We start from the raw sequence: 20147 nt of genomic DNA, 5'->3' as shown, positions 1-20147 counted from the left end.
ACTGAATGACCCAGACCCAGACAGCGACCAATACGAAGGTGCCCGATAAGAGGTGACCTGAACTAAGCCGCGGGAGAAATTTTTTGCGATTGTCTGGCAACATGTTTCCGTAAAAACTTCGGAATGTTCTCATCTTACTGATTTCGGGCAGGCAGAGCTTCTGACACCATGATCAGTCGCAAGAAGGAAATCGGCGAATGAAATCACATGCCAAAGTTGTTGTCGTTGGCGGCGGATGTGTGGGCGCGTCCATTCTGTACGGTCTGACACAGCACGGCTGTAGCGATGCGGTGATGCTGGAACGGACCACACTGACCTCAGGCTCGACCTGGCATGCCGCCGGTCTGCTGGTCACCTTCGTGCGGTCCCATAACGTGTCGAAGATGACGATGGAAACCATCCGCATCTATTCAGAAGTCGAACAGAAGATGGGTACGTCGGTAGGCTTGCGCAAAGTGGGTCAGCTGCGCGTTGCCAACACCCAGAAACGTTGGGATGAATTCCAGTCATATATCTCGATTGCCGAGGCTGCAGGTGTGCCCTGCAAACTGCTGACGCCCGCGGAAATTGCCGATGTTCATCCCCTTCTGAACCAGTCTGAGCATATTCGCGGCGGTATCCTGCATACCGAGGACGGCTATGTGAACCCGGCCGACATCACCATGGCAATGGCAAAGCTGGCGCGAGATGCGGGCGCCACAGTCTATCAGAACACCGAAGCACAGGCGTATGAAAAGTTGGAAAGCGGTCATTGGAAAGTGACCACCAATCAGGGAGAGATCACGTGCAAGCATTTGGTTTTTGCCACCGGCAATTATGCCCGTGAAAATGCCCGACGCGTTGGGCTGGACCTGCCCTGCATTCCCATCGTTCACCAGTACTGGACCACGGAAACAGTTCCACTGCTCAAGGAACGTCGTGCGCAGGGTTTGCCCGAGTTCCCGATCCTGCGGGATGAGGATTACGGCGCATATCTACGCGAAGATGTCGGCGGCATTCAGTTCGGGCCCTATGAGTTCACCAAGGACCTGAAGCTGTTTGCCGAAGACAGCGTTCCACCTGACTTTGGCGCAGACCTCTTGCCCGAGGATTTCGATGCCGTGGAAACCCAATGGGAACGGGCTATTGAGCGGGTTCCGGTCCTTGGCGAGGTGGGCATCAAGGCCAACACGCGCGGACCCTTCCAAATGACGCCGGACGAATTGCCACTTGCCGGGCCAGCGCCAGGGCACAATAACCTGTGGCTGGCCGAAGGGATGCCCGGCGGCATTCTGTGGGGCGGCACCGTGGGCGAACGGCTGGCCCGTTGGATCGTCGACGGTGATCCGGGCATGGACATGTCGGAACTGGACCCGCGCCGTTTCTCGGACTACGCCTCTAAACGCTGGACCATGGACAAGGTTCGCGAAACCTGGGGCACACATATGAACGCGCATATCCCCGGCGAAGATTTCCCGGACGCGCGCCCAATGAAAACCGTGGGGTCTTACGATCTGCTGACGGCGCATGGCGCAGTCTGGACCAGCTTCAACGGCTATGAATTCCCGCGCTGGTTCGCCAAATCGCCGCAAGAGGCGATCCCTGAACATTCTTTCCGCCGCACCAATCACATGGAACGCGTTCAGGAGGAAGTGCACACCACCCGCGAAGAGGCCGGGTTCATCGAGATGTCGCCAATGACCAAGTTTACTGTACGCGGTCCCGGCGCCGCGCGGTGGCTGGATGGTCTGATGGCAAACAAACTGCCTAAAGTGGGCCGGATGAGCCTGTCGCTGTTGTTGAACGCAAAAGGTGGCATGGATGCGGAATACACAGTTGTCCGCTATGCCGAGAATGATTTCTATCTGGTCTCTACCCCGAATTGGCGCGCCTATAACTGGGATCAGCTGCAACGTCTGCTACCACAAGATCAATCGGTTATCCTTGAAGACGTTTCAGAACAGTTGGGTGTGATCGCTCTGGCGGGTCCCAAGGCGCGCGAGATTTTGCAACCGCTGACCGACAACGATTTGACGAACGCAGCTTTTCCCTGGCTCTCTGCACAAAAAGGTGAAGTTGGTTATGCCAAAGACGTTCACCTGCTTCGGGTATCTTACACAGGCGAGCTGGGCTGGGAACTGCACCATCCGGTCGGGTATAACCGCCATCTTGTCGACCTGCTTTTGAAAGCCGGTGTAAAACCCTTCGGGCTTGAGGCGTTGGAGTCCATGCGCCTTGAAAAATCCTATCGCGCCATCAACCGTGAGATTTGCAAGGACATGACACCATATGAGGCCAGCCTTGATCGGTTTGTCGTCACCGAGGGACGCGAGTTCATCGGAAAAGCGGCGCTGGAGAAGCAGAGATACGAGGGCAATCACAAACGGCTGGTCACGTTGAAACTTCCCTTTGGCGAAACTTCGGTGATGTTCGATGAAGGTGTTTATGCAAACGGTGAACTGATTGGTCGCGTTACATCGGGTGGGTTTTCTTATTATTGCAACCACGACATAGCGATGGCACTTGTACCAAACGATATGACCGCGCCGGGTGCAAGGATGCAGGTTTTGGTCCATAACGAAATGCGCGATGCCGAGGTGATCGATACTTGCGCCGTTGATCCCACCAACGCACGTGCGCGTGCCTGACCCCTGAAGTAAAAAGACTGGATTTGAAAAGATGACCGAACACTCGATCAAAACGCTTTCTCTTGCCGAGGTTCGGGCGCTGGCGAAAGCCGTACTTGTTTCTGCCGGAGTTAATGCACAGGGCAGCGATATTCTGGCCGACATTGTTACCCGGTCCGAGCGGGACGGCCCGCGCAGCCACGGATTGCGTATGCTGCCGGTCTATGTCCAAAGCTTCACCTCGGGCTATGCAAACGGCAATGCGAAGCCAAAGATAGAAAAGGCTGCCCCGGGCGTTCTGCGCTGTGACGCCGATAACGGGTATTATCAGGTCGCGGCAGCCGAAGCCCGCGACATGTTGATCGAAATGACGCGGGAAAACGGCATTGCCGCTTTCACCTGCGCAAATTGCCACCATCTGGGCGCGTTAAGGTTTGACACCGAACCGCTTGCCGAAGCTGGTCTGGTGGCTTTCGCCGTGATCAACTCATTGTCCATGGTGGTGCCGCAAGGCGGGGTGCGCCCGGTATTTGGCACCAACCCGATGTCTTTTGCCTGTCCGCGCGAGGGCGGTGCGCCGATAGTCTGGGATCAGGCGTCTTCAATGGTTGCTTTGATGGATATCCGCATGGCCGCAGCCGAGGGGCACGACCTGCCCCACCCTGCCGGTCTGGACCCTGACGGCGCACCCAGTACGGACCCGAACGCTATCCTGGAAACCCGCAGCCTGTTACCTTTTGGCGAGCACAAGGGCGCCGCAATCGCTTTCATGGTTGAAGTGTTGGGTGCCGCCCTGGCTGGTGGAACCCTTTCCGTGAACAATCAAGAACGTGAGGCGTTCGGAGCCCTTAACATCAAAGGCGGTGCAACACTGATTGCGATTGATCCGACGCGGTTCGGCAACGAGGCCTTCAATCAATATATCGCGCGCATTTGCTCAGAAATTGTCGGTAATGGGGACGCCCGTGTTCCGGGTGATGGGCGTCTGGCCAAACGGGCGGCAGCCGAGGCTGACGGTGTTGAGGTCAGCACCGAGGTTCTGGCCGCGTTAAACGCGTCCTGAAATACCCGCGCTCAGCTTTCTGGCTAGAGGGCCATCCTACGACACGGGCGGCTTCAAGCGTCAATGCAGCTTTGCACAGGCGGTAATCTTGCCGAACCAAGCACGGATGCGACAGTCCATTCTCCCCTCGTAACGGCGGTCCATTGCGGTCTAAGACGTCGCACTTATCTACCGCCGCCCGCAACAAATAGCCTGGAGAAGAAGTCAAACAAGTCAGCGTGACACTCTAATGGCAGGATATGCGCCACATATTGGTCCGGCCTGACGACGACCATACAACCCTTTCTCCGGTCAATTCCGCGCATTTCGTAGATGTCTTCACGCCTCTTGTGATCAACGCAAAAAACCTTCTCGAAGTCGCGCAGGCCATACCTGCCCTTCTCGGGTTTCAAAAGAGACGGCATATCCTCATAATTCAGCGATATGAAATCCTGCGGGAAGATGGCCCGTAGGTCTAACAAACCGTCGATGTCTTCGTCAGGGCGCACAAACCGTCGCAGAGGAGAGTTCGGATCGCTTTGCAAAACCTCGCAAAGCTGATGGATCGATCCGCCTTGCGTACCTGCGTCTCCCTGTCCTGCGAAGGCATAGAGCCTCCAGCGCGCATCCGCTTCGGCCACATGCCCCAGTTGCATGGGCATGGCATCTGCAAGCCGGACAACTGGTGCTGAATGAAATCGCTTGCCTATAACCAGCCCACGCGCCAGATGCTGGTGAACCGGTTCGGCGACCAAGTCCGAAGGCCCATAGTGAACCGAAAGCCCGCCGGTGAACTCCAGATTTTCGATAAACTGTTTTTGAAATCTGGGCATATCGGTGCCGTCAAGCTCTGACTCGCCCGGAGGCGCACTCATGATCCGGGCCCATTTATGGTCGGTTTCGACCAGTCTTTTGGCCTCTTGCAAACGCTCGGCCGAGTAGCTGTGAAGAAGATCAGGCTTTGACCTTCCTGTCAGCACATGCACCAGTTTCCAGCCCAGGTTGAAAGTATCGCCCATCGACACGTTCATCCCCTGACCCGCCTTGGGGCTATGCGTGTGGCAGGCGTCGCCCGCCGTGAAAACGCGCGGGGTGCGTGTAGCAACTTCATGCTTAGGAACATCGTCGAACTTGTCGGTCAGCCTGTGGCCAATCTCGTAGACCGACCACCAAACGACTTCTTTTACGTCGATGGAATAAGGACGCATGATCCGGTTCGCGGCAGCGATGATATGGTCAGCCGTCAGATTGCGGTTGGCGATCCGCTCATCCGGGTTCAGTTTGTCAAGCTCGACATACATTCGGAACAGGTATCCGCCCTCGCGCGGAAGGATCAGAACGTTTCCTTCCGATGCCGATTGAACAAGGCATTTCCGCCGCAAATCGGGAAAATCGGAATTCGCCAGAATGTCCATAACGCCCCACGCCTGATGTGCGGCATCGCCTTGCAGCTTACCCCCGATGGCCTTGCGCACATTGCTGCGTGCACCGTCACAGCCTACGACATAGTTGGCACGCACTGTAAGCCGTTCAACCACGCTACCATCATCGCCCAAGCGTTCAAGCTCTGCCGTGACGGGGTGATCCGTGGAACCGGTATCAATTGTCAAATCGCTGACACGAAGCCCGTATTGGGGTTGCAGCCGCGTTGGAGCGTTTCTCATCACATCCAGAAACAGCTCATGAATCCGGGTCTGATTCATCAAGGTATGTGGCATCTCGGATTGATCTTCGGCAACGTCCTGCACCGTGCCCGCCCGGCGGATGTGGCCCGGGCTTGCGGGATCGGGCGTCCAGAATGCCGTTTGGTTGACCCAATACGCTTCGCGCTTCACTTTCTCAGCGAAACCGAGCGCCTGAAACATCTCCATCGAGCGGACGTTGACGCCATCCGCCTGGCCTTTCTCCATTGGACCCGGCTTTTGATCCACGATCATTGTCGAAATTTCGGCGAACCCGGCCAGCTGCGCCGCGAGGCAAAGCCCGGCCGGTCCACAACCCGCGATCAAAACATCAACCTTTTCGGGGATGGATGCGGGGTGGTCGTGGTGATCGGGGCGACCGGGGCGACCGAACGCAGCCGGTTTGATATCCGGGTCACCCGGACGAAATCCATCAACGTAGTATTGCATTGTCCCCTCCTCCGCAGGTTCACATAAATTTAATAACTGTACTTACTATTTCCTGTCAACAAAGATATGTACACTCACTAATTGCCGCGGTAATTCTGGAATAAGTGACGGCGTAAAGTGATTTCGGAGGTTTTGCGTGAGTATTTACGGAATGGCGGGCCACCTCATCCGCAGGCTCAATCAGATTTCAACCCACGTGTTCTCGGTCCGGATGCAGGAGGCCGGGATTGACCTTACATCCGTTCAGTTCGCAGCACTTGAAACAATTCGCGCCGAACCCGGCATTGATCAGGCCACAGTCGCGGCGAAAATCGCCTATGACCGCGCAACAATCGGCGGGGTCATCGACCGGCTGGAGCAGAAAAACTATGTCAAACGCTCGGTCAGTCAACGTGACAGACGCGCGCGAGAGGTCACCTTATCCGAAAAAGGAAAAGACATCCTTGCGGCGGCTATGCCAGTCGTAATTGACCTGCAAAACGAGATCCTCGGAGGGCTAACTCCGAATGAACGCGAAACGTTCCTGAAGCTCGCAGGCAAGGCAGTTGATGCTGTCACCGACGATAACACACGGCCTTGAATTTCATGACGGACGCTGGTTCAATTGAAACAAGGAAAGCAAATCCACCGTTTTTGAGCTTTAGTTTCCGAAACCAGAAACTTAAATCTAAGAAATCTCAATTTACCTTTGAGCCAACCGAGGGCAATGTAATCCTGAGAGGATAAATTGCGTCCGCGCATGACCTGTCTGATGCGTAGCGTTTCGACGAAAAGGTTCACATGTGTGAACATTCTGTTTTCCGAAAAGGACCTGAAACCAAACACTGAAAAAGTGGATATAACTCGTTATAAAACATAACTAATATGAGCAATCATGAACAGGGGATGATACTCATAGGTCATCTAGGGAGGAGACCATGACCAACTTGCGCAGAACCATACTCAAATCTGCAGTGGCGGCGATTGCTTTCGGTGCCATGTCAACCACTGCCATCGCGGCCGAAGTGACACTGCGGATGCACCAATTCCTGCCGGCACAAGCCAACGTACCCAAGAACGTTCTGGATGTCTGGGCCGACAAGGTCGAAGCGGATTCGGATGGCCGGATCGAAATTCAAAGGTTTCCGTCCATGCAGCTTGGGGGCAAACCCCCCGAACTGATCGACCAAGCCATTGATGGTGTGGCAGACATTGTCTGGACTGTGTCCGGATATACACCAGGCCGCTTTCCTCGAACCGAGGTGTTCGAACTGCCGTTCACCATGACTAATGCCGAAGCCGTCTCACGCGCCTATTGGGATCTGGCCGAAGAAACCATGATGGACGATGACTTCAAGCAGTTCAAAGTACTCGGGCTCTGGGTGCACGGCCCCGGTTTGATCCATTCAAAGGAACCGATCGAAAGCATCGAGGATCTGAACGGCGTAAAGCTGCGCGCACCGACACGCGTAACCAACGGCCTTTTCAGCTCGCTTGGAGCAACCCCGGTTGGCATGCCTGTTCCTGCGGTGCCTGAAGCGCTGTCCAAAGGCGTGATCGACGCCACCGTGATTCCCTGGGAAGTGACCGGCGCCCTGAAGGTCAACGAGCTGGTCGGAAACCACACGACCTTTGGCGACGACACGCTATACACCACCACTTTCATCTTCGCGATGAACAAGGACCGCTGGGATGCACTGCCGGATGATCTGAAGGCCGTCATCGACGCCAACTCGGGTGCTGAATTCTCGGCCTTCGCAGGCAAGCAGATGCAGGCCGATGACGACGGGCCTCACAAGCAGGCGATGGAACGCGGCAACAACATCATCACGCTGAGTCCGGAACAGGTCGCGGAATGGAAGGCAGCATCACAGCCGACCACTGACGCCTGGATCGCCGAGATGGATGAAAAAGGTCTGGATGGAACCGGCTTGCGCGCCCGCGCGCTCGAACTGATTTCGCAATACTCCGGCAACTGATCCGGTCGCTCTTCCGGCGCTATTTCCCGCCGGGAGAGCAATCCCTTTGGAGTTGATCATGCAGAAACTGGTAGAGCGCATCGCGCGCTTCATGGCCGTTCTCGGCGGTGTGGTTCTGACTGCGCTGGTCCTGCTGACCTGTGTCAGCGTGCTGGGGCGCGGCCTGAATACGCTGGGCCACTCGGACGTTATGACGTCACTGTCGGAAGCAGCGGCAAATGCGCTGATTGCATCGGGCGTCGGGCCGGTGAATGGCGATTTTGAACTGGTCGAAGCCGGCATTGCATTCGCCATATTCTCGTTCCTGCCGATCTGCCAGCTCTATGGCTCTCACGCCACAGTCGACGTATTCACCAACACGCTTCCGGCAAAGGCGAACAAAGTGATAATCACATTCTGGGAAATCGTCCTGTCGCTTGTCATTCTTTTGATCACGTGGCGCTTGTTTGTCGGCATGCAAAACAAGCTGGACTATAGTGAAACGACCTTTCTGCTGCAATTTCCGGTTTGGTGGGCCTATGGGCTAAGCTTTGTTGCCGCCCTTGTCGCATCACTTGTTGCTGTCTATTGCGCCGTCGCGCAGGTCATCGAGCTTGTCACCGGGCGTCACATCCTGCCCTACCGCGGGGAGGCCGCACATTGACCATGCTCGAACTTGGCTACGTGTCCTTTCCCGTACTTCTGATCATGATCTTTCTGCGCGCACCGATTGGCCTTGCCATGTTGCTGTGCGGGATTGGCGGGCTGTATTTTGCCATGGGTGGCACCAGCATGTTCATGGCCAAGCTCAAAACCGAAACCTACTCAACCTTTTCCAGCTATTCGCTGACGATCATTCCGATGTTCCTGCTGATGGGGCAGTTCGCGACATTGTCGGGCATGTCTTCAGCCTTGTTCAAAGCTGCTGAAAGCTGGCTGGGCCACCGCAAAGGGGGCGTCGCCATGGCGGCAGTCGGCGCTTGTGCCGGATTTGGCGCAATCTGCGGGTCCTCCCTTGCCACTGCCGCAACGATGAGCCGTGTCGCGCTGCCCGAACTGCGCCGCTACGGCTATTCCGGCGGGTTTTCAACCGCAACGCTTGCTGCTGGCGGCACATTGGGCATTCTGATCCCGCCTTCGGTGATCCTTGTGATCTATGCGATCCTGACGGAACAGAATATCGCCAAGCTGTTTCTCGCGGCCTTTGTCCCCGGCATTCTGGCAGCGCTCGGCTATATCATCACGATTTCGATCTATGTGCGCATGTATCCTGACGCCGCGGGCACCCGCGAAGCGATCCCATATCCTGAACGCGTTCGGGCACTGCTGGATGTCTGGCCTGTCCTTCTGGTTTTTGGCCTTGTTGTCGGTGGCATCTATCTTGGCTGGTTCACCCCAACCGAAGGCGCAGCCGTGGGGGCGGCGGGAACCGGGCTGATTGCTCTGATCTCGGGCAATCTGAACTGGCAGGTCTTCGTCGAAAGCATCATTGCAACGGCCTCAAGCACGGCGATGATCTTCTTCATCGTGTTGGGCGCAGGGCTGTATAACAGTTTCCTAGCGCTCACTCAGGTACCGCAGGAACTGTCTGGCTGGGTCGTTGGACTTGGGCTCAGCCCGTGGATGGTGTTGTGCCTGATCCTGGTGTTCTACCTGATCTTTGGATGTCTGATGGACAGCCTGTCAATGATCCTGCTGACTATCCCGATCTTCTTTCCGGTCATCAGCGCAATGGATTTCGGCATGAGCCCTGAACATGTGGCCATCTGGTTCGGTATTCTGGTTCTGATCGTTGTCGAGGTCGGGCTGATCACCCCTCCGGTCGGGATGAACCTGTTCATTATCAACGCTATGGATCGTTCAACCCCGATGACCCAAACTTACAAGGCAGTGATGTGGTTCGTCACCTCTGACATCATTCGGGTCATTATCCTGGTGCTGTTTCCGGCCATTACCCTGTTCCTGATCCCCTAACTTAAACACCTTCAGCGGTTCGGGGCGGGCACATCCGAAAATAGATATGAGACACAACAATGATTGAACATATTAAAATGGAGAGGGTACGATGCAGTTAAGTGGATGCGTCGCCCTGGTCACCGGCGGCGGAAGCGGGCTGGGTGCTGCAACGGCTAGGCATTTCGCCGCCAGCGGAGCAAAGGTTGCCGTTTTGGATTTCAATGCTGAAGGTGCGAAGGCAGTTGCTGACGAAATTGGTGGTCTTGCCCTGCAAGCCGATGTCAGTGACGAGGCCGCCGTCAGTGCCGCGTTTGAGACGGCAATAGCCCATTTCGGGTCGGCACCCAGAATCGCTGTCAGTTGTGCGGGCGTCGGCATGGCGGCCAGGATCGTCGGGCGCGAAGGCAAGCTGTCATTCGACGTGTTCGAGAAAACTCTGCGGGTGAACCTTTTTGGCACCTACAACGTCATGAGCCACGCGGCGAGACACATGGCCGGTCTCGACCCGTTGGCTGACGGTGAACGCGGTGTGATCATCAACACGGCGTCGGTTGCGTGGCAGGACGGTCAATTGGGTCAAGCCGCTTATGCCGCATCCAAAGGGGCAATCGCCTCGATGTGCCTGCCTGCCGCACGGGAGCTCGCGCAGTCGGGGATTCGGGTGATGGCCATCGCACCTGGCCTGTTCCACACGCCAATGATGGAAGGCTTGCCGGAAGAGGTCAGTGCCAAGATCACTGCGAACATTCCCTTCCCGGCCCGCCTTGGCGAAGCGCGTGAGTTCGCAATGCTCGCCGAACAGATCGTTGAAAACCCGTTTTTGAATGGCACCACTATTCGACTTGATGGCGCCGTTCGTCTGCCGCCCCGGTAAGGAGTTCCCCATGGACAGCCAAATCCTGAACATTGAGGTCAACGGATCCATCGCGACCCTGACCATGAACCGCCCTGACAAGCGAAACGCGATGTGCGAGGAACTGTTAGGCGCGCTGGATGATTTCTTTTCAGCTCCACCCAAGAACGTGCGCGTGGTGATCCTGACCGGAACTGAAGGGCACTATTGTTCCGGATTGGACCTGTCCGAGCATGTTCATCGTACGGCCGAGGAAAACCTGCACCATTCCCGCCACTGGCACAGTGTCATGGACAAGATCCAGTTGGGTGGGCTTGCGGTTGTCTCGGCCATGTTTGGCGCCGTGATCGGCGGCGGGCTGGAGCTTGCAGCGGCAACACATGTTCGCATCGCTGAACCTTCGACGATCTTTCAGCTTCCCGAAGGCCGGCGCGGAATATTTGTCGGTGGCGGTGCGACCGCGCGGGTCGGTCGCCTGCTGGGGGCCGATCGGATGACCGAGATGATGTTGACCGGCCGCAAATATGGTGCCGATGAAGGGGTATCGCTGGGGCTTGCACATTATAGCGTGGGTGAAGGCGAGGCTTTGGCGCTGGCCCAAAAGCTGGCAGGTAAGATTTCCCGAAACGCGCCACTGTCAAACTATCTGATGATTCAGGCGGTCGCGCGGATCAATGAAATGTCGCAGAACGACGGACTGTTTACTGAATCGCTGGCCGCGGCCCTGTCGCAAACAACACCAGATGCGCAGGAAGGACTGCGGGCCTTTCTTGAAAAGCGCGCCCCGAACTTCAGGTGAACACATGAAAAGGAAACATGAACACACGCCAGAAGACGGCGCGCCTAACACGATCAGCGATGCCACGCTGCGGGGGTTTGTCGGGTATCGCATGAAACGGGCCTTCAATGTGGTGCAGGAAGACCTGACAACAACTCTGCGTCCCTTTGGTCTGCGAATGCTGACTTATACGGCACTGGTTCTCATCGTCGATAACCCCGGTTTGCGGCAGTCCCAACTGGCTGACGCAATGGATATCGAGCGCCCGAACCTTGTCGTCATCATTGACGAGCTGGAGCGCAGGGAACTGATCGTCCGCGACCGGGTACCGACCGACCGGCGCGCCTATGCGCTAAGGACGACACTGGCGGGCAGGCAATTATATGAAAAGGCCGTCGCCGCGGTTACCGCCCACGAAGGCAAGCTGCTGGCCTGTTTGGATGACGCAACCATCACCACCGTTTTCGATGCCCTCAGGACGATCGAAAAAGCGAGGAAAAGGGGCTGATCATGCAACGCACATCGGAATACCTGGTGCATTCTGTTTCGCGCGAAGATCGGGCCGACGGTTCCATCCTGCTGAAATCAAACCACACTCTTGGTCCTGTCGTCGACAAAACCGGTGTCTGGCTGCACGCCTGGGCCTCGGACGCGCCTGACCGCACGTTCATTGCTGAACGCAGCGGCGCAGGATGGCGCAAGGAAAGCTATGCGACCACGCTTGAAAAGGTGCGGGCAATCGCAAGCTCGCTATTGGCGCGTGGGATGGGGCCTGACACACCGATCCTGATCATGAGCGGCAACGGCTTGGATCATGGTCTGCTGAGCCTGGCTGCTCAGTACATTGGCGTACCGACTGCGCCCGTAGCCGAACAATACGCCTTGATCCACGGTGCACATGGCCGCCTGCGCCATGCCATCGAACTGGTGCGCCCGAAGATGGCCTATGTCGTCGATGCGGATCAATACCGAGAGGCGCTGGAACTGGATGCGCTTCAAGGGGTCGAAATCGTAGCCAGCCGACAAGGCAGGAACAGTCAGGTCACAGCGTTCGACGAACTTCTCAAAGGGGATGTCAGTGTCGATCTGGAGGCAGCCTATGAACTGGTTGGCCCCGATTCCGTCGCCAAGATCCTAATGACCAGCGGTTCAACCTCGGCCCCGAAGGGGGTCATCACGACCCAACGCATGATGTGCGTGAACCAGACCATGCTGGCCGACGGGTTGCCATTTCTGCGCACGCGTCCGCCCCGTGTGGTCGATTGGCTGCCATGGAACCACGTCTTTGGCGGATCTCATAACTTCAACATGATGCTCGCCAACGGCGGAAGCTTCTACATCGACGACGGCAAACCGGTAGCCGGTCTGTTTGAGAGGACGCTGGAAAACCTGTCCATGGTCACCGGCACGCTCAGCTTCAATGTCCCCGTAGGTTACAGCATGCTGCTGGGCGCATTGCAGCGGGATGGCGATTTGCGTCGGCGGTTTTTCGAAGAACTTGATCTGATCTTTTATGCGGGCGCTTCACTGCCACAGGACATCTGGTCTGGATTTGAACAGATGGCGCTGGATGTCAAAGGTGAGATACCGCTGATGACCTCGTCCTGGGGGCTGACCGAGACAGCGCCCGCCACAATGATGCAGTCCGAGCCCATTGACCGTTCTGGGGTTGTTGGCGTTCCGATGAACGGCGTGACACTCAAGCTGATACCGGATGAAGACATGCGATGCGAAATGCGCATCAAAGGGCCAAACGTGATGCCCGGGTACTTCAACGAACCGGAGAAGACAGTCAGCGTTTTCGATGAAGAAGGGTTTTTCATTACCGGCGACGCCATGCGGTTCATCGACCCGAAGGACGTAAACAAAGGTATGAAATTCGACGGCCGGATATCCGAGGACTTCAAATTGTTGACCGGAACATGGGTGCGGGCCGCGCAATTGAGGATGGACTTGTTGACCTGTCTTGCGCCTCTTGCCTCAGATCTGGTCATTACAGGTGCCGACAGAAATGAGATCGGCGTCATGGTCTTTCCCGATGTCGCCGAGCTGAAGCGGGAAGGATTTGACCTGAACGACGACAGTGGCGCCTACTGCTGCAAATTGCTGCAAGGCGAAATTCACCGCCGCCTGGCAGAGCGCGCCCGCGAGCTATCGGGCAGTTCCACACGGGTCGGGCGCGCCATTGTCCTTAGCGAGCCTGCCTCGATGCCCGAGGGCGAAATGACCGCCAAGGGGAACCTCAATTTCCGCAAGATACTGACACGCCGGCAAAATTTACTTGAGCGTCTTTATGACGACGCCGATCCGGCAATCATAAAGATCTGAGAAAGGAACGAACAGATGGTCGATATCTCCAAGGTTCGCGCAATCGACATTCACACCCACGCTGAAGAACCCTGCGGGTGCCACTCGGATGACGGCTATGACTACCTGCAGGCAACCATGGCCAACTACTTTGGCGCGCCGTGGAGCCATCCGCCTACGGTTCCCGAAACTGCACAGCACTATCGCGAGCAAAACATAGCCGCGGTGATCTTCCCGGTCGATGCCGAGCGGGAAACCGGCTATCGGCGCTACAAGAACGAAGAAGTTGCCGCATTGGCGGCGGAAAATGACGACGTGCTGATCCCGTTTGCGTCAATTGATCCGCACAAGGGCAAGATGGGCGCACGCGAGGCGCGCCGCCTGATCCGCGAATTTGGTATCAAAGGGTTCAAGTTTCATCCGACGATGCAGGGGTTCTACCCCAATGACCGCATGGCTTATGACCTTTACGAAGCAATCGCCGAGGAAGGCTGCATCGCCCTGTTTCACACTGGTCAGACCGGTGTCGGTTCGGGCATGCGGGGTGGTAACGGAATGCGGCTTAAATACTCGAACCCGATGTTCATGGATGACGTCGCCGTCGATTTTCCGGATATGAAGATCATCCTCGCGCATCCGTCATTTCCCTGGCAGGAAGAGGCGCTGTCCGTGGCGCAGCACAAGCCCAACGTCTATATCGACCTGTCCGGTTGGTCACCAAAGTACTTCCCCGAGATTCTAGTGAAATACTGCAACTCGATCCTCAAGAAAAAGGTCCTGTTTGGGTCCGACTGGCCAATGATCACTCCAGAACGCTGGCTGTCGGATTTCGAGAAGATCAATATCAAGGACGAACTGCGCCCGGACATCATCAAAGGCAATGCCGCGCGCCTGCTGGGACTGACCCCGTGATGCTGCCCCCTGCCCCATCACTGCCCTACCCAGTCACTTTGAACTTCGACTGTGCCGAACCGCCAGAACCGGGCCGCGTCGTGGTCGTCGAAGTCACCAGCTATCGGGTGACATGATCATGAAGCCATTCGAAGCCCCACTTGCGGACATCTTATTCACGTTGAACCACGTAGTCCGGGCCACCGATCTTCCAGATTGGGACGCTGACCTAGCTGGTGAGATCGGCGAACATTTTGCCGCCTTCGCACAAGGTGAAATTGCCCCGCTGGACGAGCCGGGAGACAGGCAGGGATGCTCGCTGGAAAACGGTCGCGTATCCATGCCTGCCGGCTTTGCCCAAGTTTATGCAACGTATTCGGAACAGGGCTGGCCCTCGCTCACCGTGCCTGGAGAATATGGCGGTCAAGGGCTTGGTGCCCTGATACTGGCCATAACGTCCGAGGTGTTTTCGGGCGCAAACCACAGCCTTCAGATGGTTACTGGGTTGGTTCCGGGCGCGGTGCGTACCTTGTTGCGCTTTGGCACGAAAGATCAGCAGTCCCGGTACATTCCCTCTCTGGCCTCGGGTGAAACTCTGGCCACCATGTGCCTGACCGAACCCGGGGCCGGGTCTGACCTTTCGCGCGTGCGCTGCTGGGCGGAACCTGCTGAAGATGGCTGGAAGATCACGGGAGAAAAAATCTTTATCTCTGGCGGTGACCAGGACATGAGCGATCACATCCTGCATCTTGTGCTTGCGCGCACGTCCGATGAAGGCGTCAGAGGTTTATCGCTGTTTCTATGCCCCAGCACCTGCACTGACGGCAGCCGTAACCACGTTACCGTAACGCGCATCGAGGAAAAGATGGGCCTGCATGCCTCACCCACGTGCCAGCTGGCATTTGATGGTGCCAAAGCTGAACTGATCGGGGCCGAGGGTGAAGGTCTGATGGCCATGTTCACCATGATGAACCACGCCCGGCTTGATGTCGCCCTACAGGGCGTCGCGCACGCCGCGCGGGCCTATGACATTGCCAGTACTTTTGCCAGTGAAAGGGTGCAGGGACGCAATGCCGACGGTCAACCGGCAACACTGGATCAACATGCCGACATCCGCCGTATGCTGGATCAAATCGACTGGCTGGCAATCAGCAGCCGCAGTCTTGCACATCTTGCATTTGTCACCATGGAACGGGGTACATCGCCTGACCTAGTCGATTTTCTGACCCCGGTTGCTAAGGTCTATTGCACCGAAGCCGGTATCAAGGCCGCCGAATTGGGTATGCAGGTACTGGGCGGCTATGGCTATTTGCGCGAATACCGGCTGGAGCAGACCTATCGCGATGCCCGAATTACCTCGATCTATGAAGGGGCCAACGGCATACATGCGCGTATGCTGGCAACACGTCTTTCCGCAGAGCCTGCGGGCGACGCCTTTGCCGAATTTGTTGCGCATGAAGCCGAGCATTGGACATGCGATGCGATCTCGGACGCACTGGACAATTGGCAATCCGCTCGCAGAAAGCTGAAACAGGGTGACAGCGCGGCGATGGCGCATGGGTTCATGCAAACGACGATTGATACCGCTCTGACTTGTCTGCGGGTGCGGCTGCGCAACGCCGCAAGCCTTCATCCATCCCCGGAACGGATCAAACGCATTTGCGGTTGAGGCTGGATCCAAGCGCGCAGATTATCGACAACCGATACCCGCCACCAATCGGACTGAAAGGAACGTAACATGACAGATCCAAAAGTGCTGATCGCGGGTGGTGGTATTGCCGGGTTGTCGCTGGCACTGACACTGCATCAGATTGGCATCGACTGCACTGTCTTTGAAAGCGTTCGGCACCCGCGCCCGCTGGGTGTCGGAATAAACCTGCAACCCAACGCTGTGCGCGAGTTGTACGATCTGGGTTTCACGGCTCAGGATCTGAATAAGTTCGGCGTCCCTGCGCAGGAATGGGCGCTTGTTGGTTTGAATGGGCACGAGATTTACGCGGAACCGCGCGGAACTTTCGCTGGTTACAATTGGCCGCAATACGCGGTGCATCGCGGCGCGTTTCACATGGCGCTTTACCAGCGGTTTGTCGAACGCGCAGGCCCGGATGCCGTACGCCTTGGTGCTCGGGCCACGGGATACCAGACCAATGCGGATGAGACGGTTACAGTGCGGTTGCAAACTGACCAGGGGGACGTCCGCGAAACCGGTGCCATTCTAATCGGCGCCGACGGTATCCATTCAGCCATCCGAAACCAGATGCATCCAAGCCAACCTCCGATCCATTGGGGAGGCGCCGTCATGTGGCGCGGCACAACTTTGGCAAAGCCCGTGCGCACGGGTTCTTCCTTTGTCGGACTGGGTACGCATAAGAAACGAATGGTGATCTACCCGATCTCACACCCCGATCTCGGAACCGGCATGGCGCTGATAAACTGGATTGCCGAAGTCACCTACGATGACCCGGACGCGCATGCGGCAACCGGGTGGTTCCGGCAGGTCGAGGCCAAGGATTTCTCGCACCACTTTGACGGATGGACCTATGACTGGCTGGATGTTCCTGCCCTGATCCGCGGTGCGGATGTGACATATGAAAACCCGATGATCGACCGCGATCCGGTTGAAACGTGGGTTGACGGGCCGGTTGCCCTGATCGGAGACGCCGCACACCCGATGTACCCTACCGGTTCGAATGGGGCCAGCCAGGCGATCATGGACGCCCGCATATTGGGGGCCAGCTTGCTCAAGCATGGCGTGGGCTCAACCGCGCTGGTGGCCTATGATGACACGCTGTGCGGTCCGGTGTCAGACCTTATCCTTCGCAATCGGGGTGCCGGGCCTTTTGGCCTGTTGAATTTGGTCAATGACCGCTGTGGCGGTGTGTTCGACGATATTGAAACAGTCATTCCCTTGGCTGAAAGGGCCAGTTTCATGGCCAAATACAAAGCTGCCGCAGGTTTTGCGCGCGACGCCCTGAACAGCGCACAGCCAACGATTGCGCCCGGCTCGCAGCTGGCTTGGCAGGCGTGATGGAAAAGCTATCGGTGGATTGAGCACCTGCGCCCATTTCAACAGCGTTTAGCCGGTCCTGTGTATCGCCCGTAAAATCATGCGCTGCCGTGAGTGATTTCGCGGCATACCAGCGTGTCCCACCGAAATTTCGTTTGTGGCGAAACGACCAACAGCTAATCGGAAAGAACGCACCGGATCAGACCTGTCTGAACGCCAGACACGTTTTGATAGAAGGAAATTGATTTCATTGCACCGCCTTCTCATGTTCAATTGCACGCAAGGCGACAGGGCCATTGAAAGGACTGAATATGCAGGATCATGGATATGCGTCAGGTCGACTGAACCTACCATTCGTCGGAATATCAACCTTTGGAAAATCTCCGTATGTCGAGGATTGGGACAATATTGATGCGGATGTTTGCATCCTTGGTGCGCCATTTGATTTCGGCACGCAATGGCGCGCCGGAGCAAGGTTCGGCCCTCGGGCCGTGCGTGAAGCTTCGACCCTGTTCAGTTTTGGACATGCCGGTGCCTATGACCACGAAGACGACGCAACCTATCTGGACAGTTCAGTACGTATTGTGGATTTGGGGGATGCGGATATCGTCCACACAAAGACCGAGGCCAGCCACGAAAACATCGCCTATGGTGTTCGCAAAATCCTGACCGCAGGGGCGCTGCCGCTTGTGATCGGCGGCGATCACTCTATCAACATTCCCTGCATTTCCGCGTTTGAAGATGATTGTGCGCAAAATGGCCCGATCCACGTGGTTCAAATCGATGCGCATCTGGATTTCGTGGACGAGCGTCACGGTGTCACCAATGGCCACGGCAACCCCATGCGACGGGCGATCGAAAAAGACTATGTCTCGGGGATGACCCAGTTGGGTATTCGAAACGTCTCGTCAACCGCCAAGGAAGGATACGAGGACGCGCGCGCACGTGGGTCAGACATCTTGTCCGTGCGTCAGGTGAGAAAGCTGGGAACCGAGGCTGTTCTTGAGCGAATTCCCGAAGGTGCTCGGTACTATGTGACAATAGATATTGACGCCTTTTGCCCTTCCATCGCAGCAGGGACCGGGACGCCAAGCCATGGGGGGTTTTTGTATCATGACGTTCTGGAAATCCTTCAGGGCCTCGCCAAGCGCGGCAATGTCGTCGGCATCGACCTTGTCGAAGTGGCACCAGCCTATGACCCCAGCGAAAGCACGCAGATTCTGGCCGCGCAGCTATTGTTGAATTTCCTGGGTTTTATCTTTCACGAACGCGCCGGTCGCGAGAGATGAAGGGGGAGCGTTTGCTCCCCCCTCTTTGTATCAGGCATCGATAATGTTGTGGCCAGGCCCATATGGGAAGCCGGTGATGTTCTCGGCACCGTCTTCGCCAACCACCAGAATATCATGCTCGCGGTAGCCCCCTGCACCGGGTTGCCCTTCGGGGATCCACAGCATGGGCTCGATTGAAACGACCATGCCAGGTTCCAACACGGTGTCGATATCCTCTCGCAATTCCAGACCGGCCTCGCGCCCGTAATAATGGCTGAGGATGCCGAAAGAATGGCCATACCCGAACGAGCGGTATTGCAGCAGCCCCTCATCGGCAAAGAAACGGTTGATCTCGGCAGTGATGCCTGAACAGGTCGCACCGGGTTTGATCAGGCTCAGACCCAGTTCATGGGCCGCCACATTGGCCTTCCACAGGCGCAGGCTGTCGGCGTCCGGCTCGCCCAGAAACAGGGTACGTTCCAGCGCAGTGTAATAGCCTGAGATCATCGGGAAAGTGTTCAGCGACAGGATATCGCCTTTTTGCAGGGCGCGTTTTGTCACCGGGTTATGCGCGCCATCGGTGTTCAGCCCGGACTGGAACCAAACCCAGGTGTCGCGATATTCGGCATCTGGATAGGCGCGCGCGATTTCCTCTTCCATTGCGTCTCGGCCCGCCATGGCAATCTCGATCTCTGTCGCGCCTTCACGAATGGCCGCATGGATCGCCGACCCGCCAACATCCGCGGTGCGTGCGCCACCCTTGATCAATTCAATCTCTTCGGCGGACTTGACCATGCGCGCGGTCATTGTATCCGGCGCGATATCAACCAGCTCGGGGGTACCCAGCATCCGCAGGGCAGTGTCGCGGGCGGCCAGCGTCATGTGGTCGCCTTCAATGCCGATGCGCTTGGCGTTGCCGATCAGGCTTGCAACCGCACGCCAATAATTGTCGCGCTTCCAGTCAGTATAAATCACGTTGTCTTCGACCGACCGACGCCACGGTTGCCCGGCGTCGATGTTGGCCGAAACGGTGGTGCAGGCCTCTTGAGTGACCACGCAGCCATACGGACGGCCAAAGGAACAATACAGAAAGCCCGAGTAGTAGGCGATATTCTGCATCGATGTCAGCAGAACCGCAGGGATATCACGTGCGGCCATGATGCTGCGAAGCTTGCTGAGACGGCGATCATATTCACCCTTGCTGAACGGCAAAGGCGCTTTGTCACCATTGTGGCAGGTAAAGAATTCGGGTCGTTTTGTTGTGTCGGTCATCACTTGGTCTCTCAACTTTGCCGGGCGACAAATCCCGGCCACATGTCCCGGCGTTCAGGACAGGCGGTCTCGGGGTCCGAGAGCCGATCACCCCCTTA

At 56.8% G+C, this 20147-nt stretch carries 16 protein-coding genes; 14 read left to right on the top strand and 2 right to left on the bottom strand.

Annotated elements, in window-relative coordinates; genetic code table 11:
* Window positions 1–197 precede the first annotated feature (197 nt).
* The gene (locus tag ACR0ID_RS04520; RefSeq protein ID WP_480604069.1) at window positions 198–2627 is read left to right on the top strand and encodes a GcvT family protein; all 2430 of its coding nucleotides are present in this window, start codon (window positions 198–200) and stop codon (window positions 2625–2627) included.
* A 31-nt stretch (window positions 2628–2658) separates the two neighbouring features.
* Complete coding sequence (locus tag ACR0ID_RS04515; protein WP_480604067.1) at window positions 2659–3669, top strand: Ldh family oxidoreductase; 1011 nt, start codon at window positions 2659–2661, stop codon at window positions 3667–3669.
* Between the two features lie 164 nt (window positions 3670–3833).
* Here ACR0ID_RS04515 and ACR0ID_RS04510 read toward each other — a convergent pair whose 3' ends face one another.
* Entirely contained in the window at window positions 3834–5780 is a 1947-nt protein-coding gene (locus ACR0ID_RS04510; protein ID WP_480604065.1) for an FAD-dependent monooxygenase, read from the bottom strand.
* Between the two features lie 136 nt (window positions 5781–5916).
* Between ACR0ID_RS04510 and ACR0ID_RS04505 the strand changes: the two genes are divergently transcribed.
* The 12 genes from ACR0ID_RS04505 (at window position 5917) to speB (ending at window position 18798) form a co-directional block, all read left to right on the top strand.
* Window positions 5917–6360 (top strand): MarR family winged helix-turn-helix transcriptional regulator, encoded by a 444-nt coding sequence (locus ACR0ID_RS04505; protein WP_480604063.1) that lies wholly within the window; start codon window positions 5917–5919, stop codon window positions 6358–6360.
* A gap of 337 nt (window positions 6361–6697) precedes the next feature.
* The gene (locus ACR0ID_RS04500) at window positions 6698–7738 is read left to right on the top strand and encodes a TRAP transporter substrate-binding protein (RefSeq protein ID WP_480476338.1); all 1041 of its coding nucleotides are present in this window, start codon (window positions 6698–6700) and stop codon (window positions 7736–7738) included.
* A 58-nt stretch (window positions 7739–7796) separates the two neighbouring features.
* A complete protein-coding gene (locus tag ACR0ID_RS04495; RefSeq protein ID WP_480604061.1) occupies window positions 7797–8381 on the top strand; it encodes a TRAP transporter small permease in 585 nt (194 codons plus the stop codon).
* Complete coding sequence (locus tag ACR0ID_RS04490) at window positions 8378–9691, top strand: TRAP transporter large permease (protein ID WP_480604059.1); 1314 nt, start codon at window positions 8378–8380, stop codon at window positions 9689–9691. The genes ACR0ID_RS04495 and ACR0ID_RS04490 overlap by 4 nt, the downstream gene beginning before the upstream one ends.
* A gap of 91 nt (window positions 9692–9782) precedes the next feature.
* Entirely contained in the window at window positions 9783–10547 is a 765-nt protein-coding gene (locus tag ACR0ID_RS04485; protein ID WP_480476332.1) for an SDR family NAD(P)-dependent oxidoreductase, read from the top strand.
* Window positions 10548–10557: 10 nt separating this feature from the next.
* A complete protein-coding gene (locus tag ACR0ID_RS04480) occupies window positions 10558–11325 on the top strand; it encodes a crotonase/enoyl-CoA hydratase family protein (RefSeq protein ID WP_480476330.1) in 768 nt (255 codons plus the stop codon).
* A gap of 4 nt (window positions 11326–11329) precedes the next feature.
* Window positions 11330–11812 carry a MarR family winged helix-turn-helix transcriptional regulator gene (locus ACR0ID_RS04475; RefSeq protein WP_480604057.1) on the top strand — a complete coding sequence of 161 codons (483 nt, stop codon included), beginning with the start codon at window positions 11330–11332 and terminating at the stop codon, window positions 11810–11812.
* A 2-nt stretch (window positions 11813–11814) separates the two neighbouring features.
* Window positions 11815–13632: a feruloyl-CoA synthase gene (locus ACR0ID_RS04470; RefSeq protein ID WP_480604055.1), complete on the top strand. Its 1818-nt coding sequence runs from the start codon at window positions 11815–11817 to the stop codon at window positions 13630–13632.
* A gap of 15 nt (window positions 13633–13647) precedes the next feature.
* Window positions 13648–14523: an amidohydrolase family protein gene (locus tag ACR0ID_RS04465; RefSeq protein ID WP_480604053.1), complete on the top strand. Its 876-nt coding sequence runs from the start codon at window positions 13648–13650 to the stop codon at window positions 14521–14523.
* A 118-nt stretch (window positions 14524–14641) separates the two neighbouring features.
* Complete coding sequence (locus ACR0ID_RS04460) at window positions 14642–16171, top strand: acyl-CoA dehydrogenase family protein (RefSeq protein ID WP_480604051.1); 1530 nt, start codon at window positions 14642–14644, stop codon at window positions 16169–16171.
* 69 nt (window positions 16172–16240) lie between these two features.
* Complete coding sequence (locus ACR0ID_RS04455; RefSeq protein WP_480604049.1) at window positions 16241–17530, top strand: flavin-dependent oxidoreductase; 1290 nt, start codon at window positions 16241–16243, stop codon at window positions 17528–17530.
* Window positions 17531–17820: 290 nt separating this feature from the next.
* Window positions 17821–18798, top strand: a complete 978-nt coding sequence (speB, locus tag ACR0ID_RS04450; protein ID WP_480604047.1) for an agmatinase — start codon at window positions 17821–17823, stop codon at window positions 18796–18798.
* A gap of 30 nt (window positions 18799–18828) precedes the next feature.
* Here the strand turns inward: speB and ACR0ID_RS04445 are convergent, their stop codons facing one another.
* Complete coding sequence (locus ACR0ID_RS04445) at window positions 18829–20049, bottom strand: aminopeptidase P family protein (RefSeq protein ID WP_480604045.1); 1221 nt, start codon at window positions 20047–20049, stop codon at window positions 18829–18831.
* Window positions 20050–20147 lie beyond the last annotated feature (98 nt).

Source organism: Ruegeria sp. AL2 (assembly GCF_056540845.1).
The sequence above is the reverse complement of the archived record's forward strand: the minus strand, read 5'-3'. Positions and strand labels throughout refer to the sequence as shown.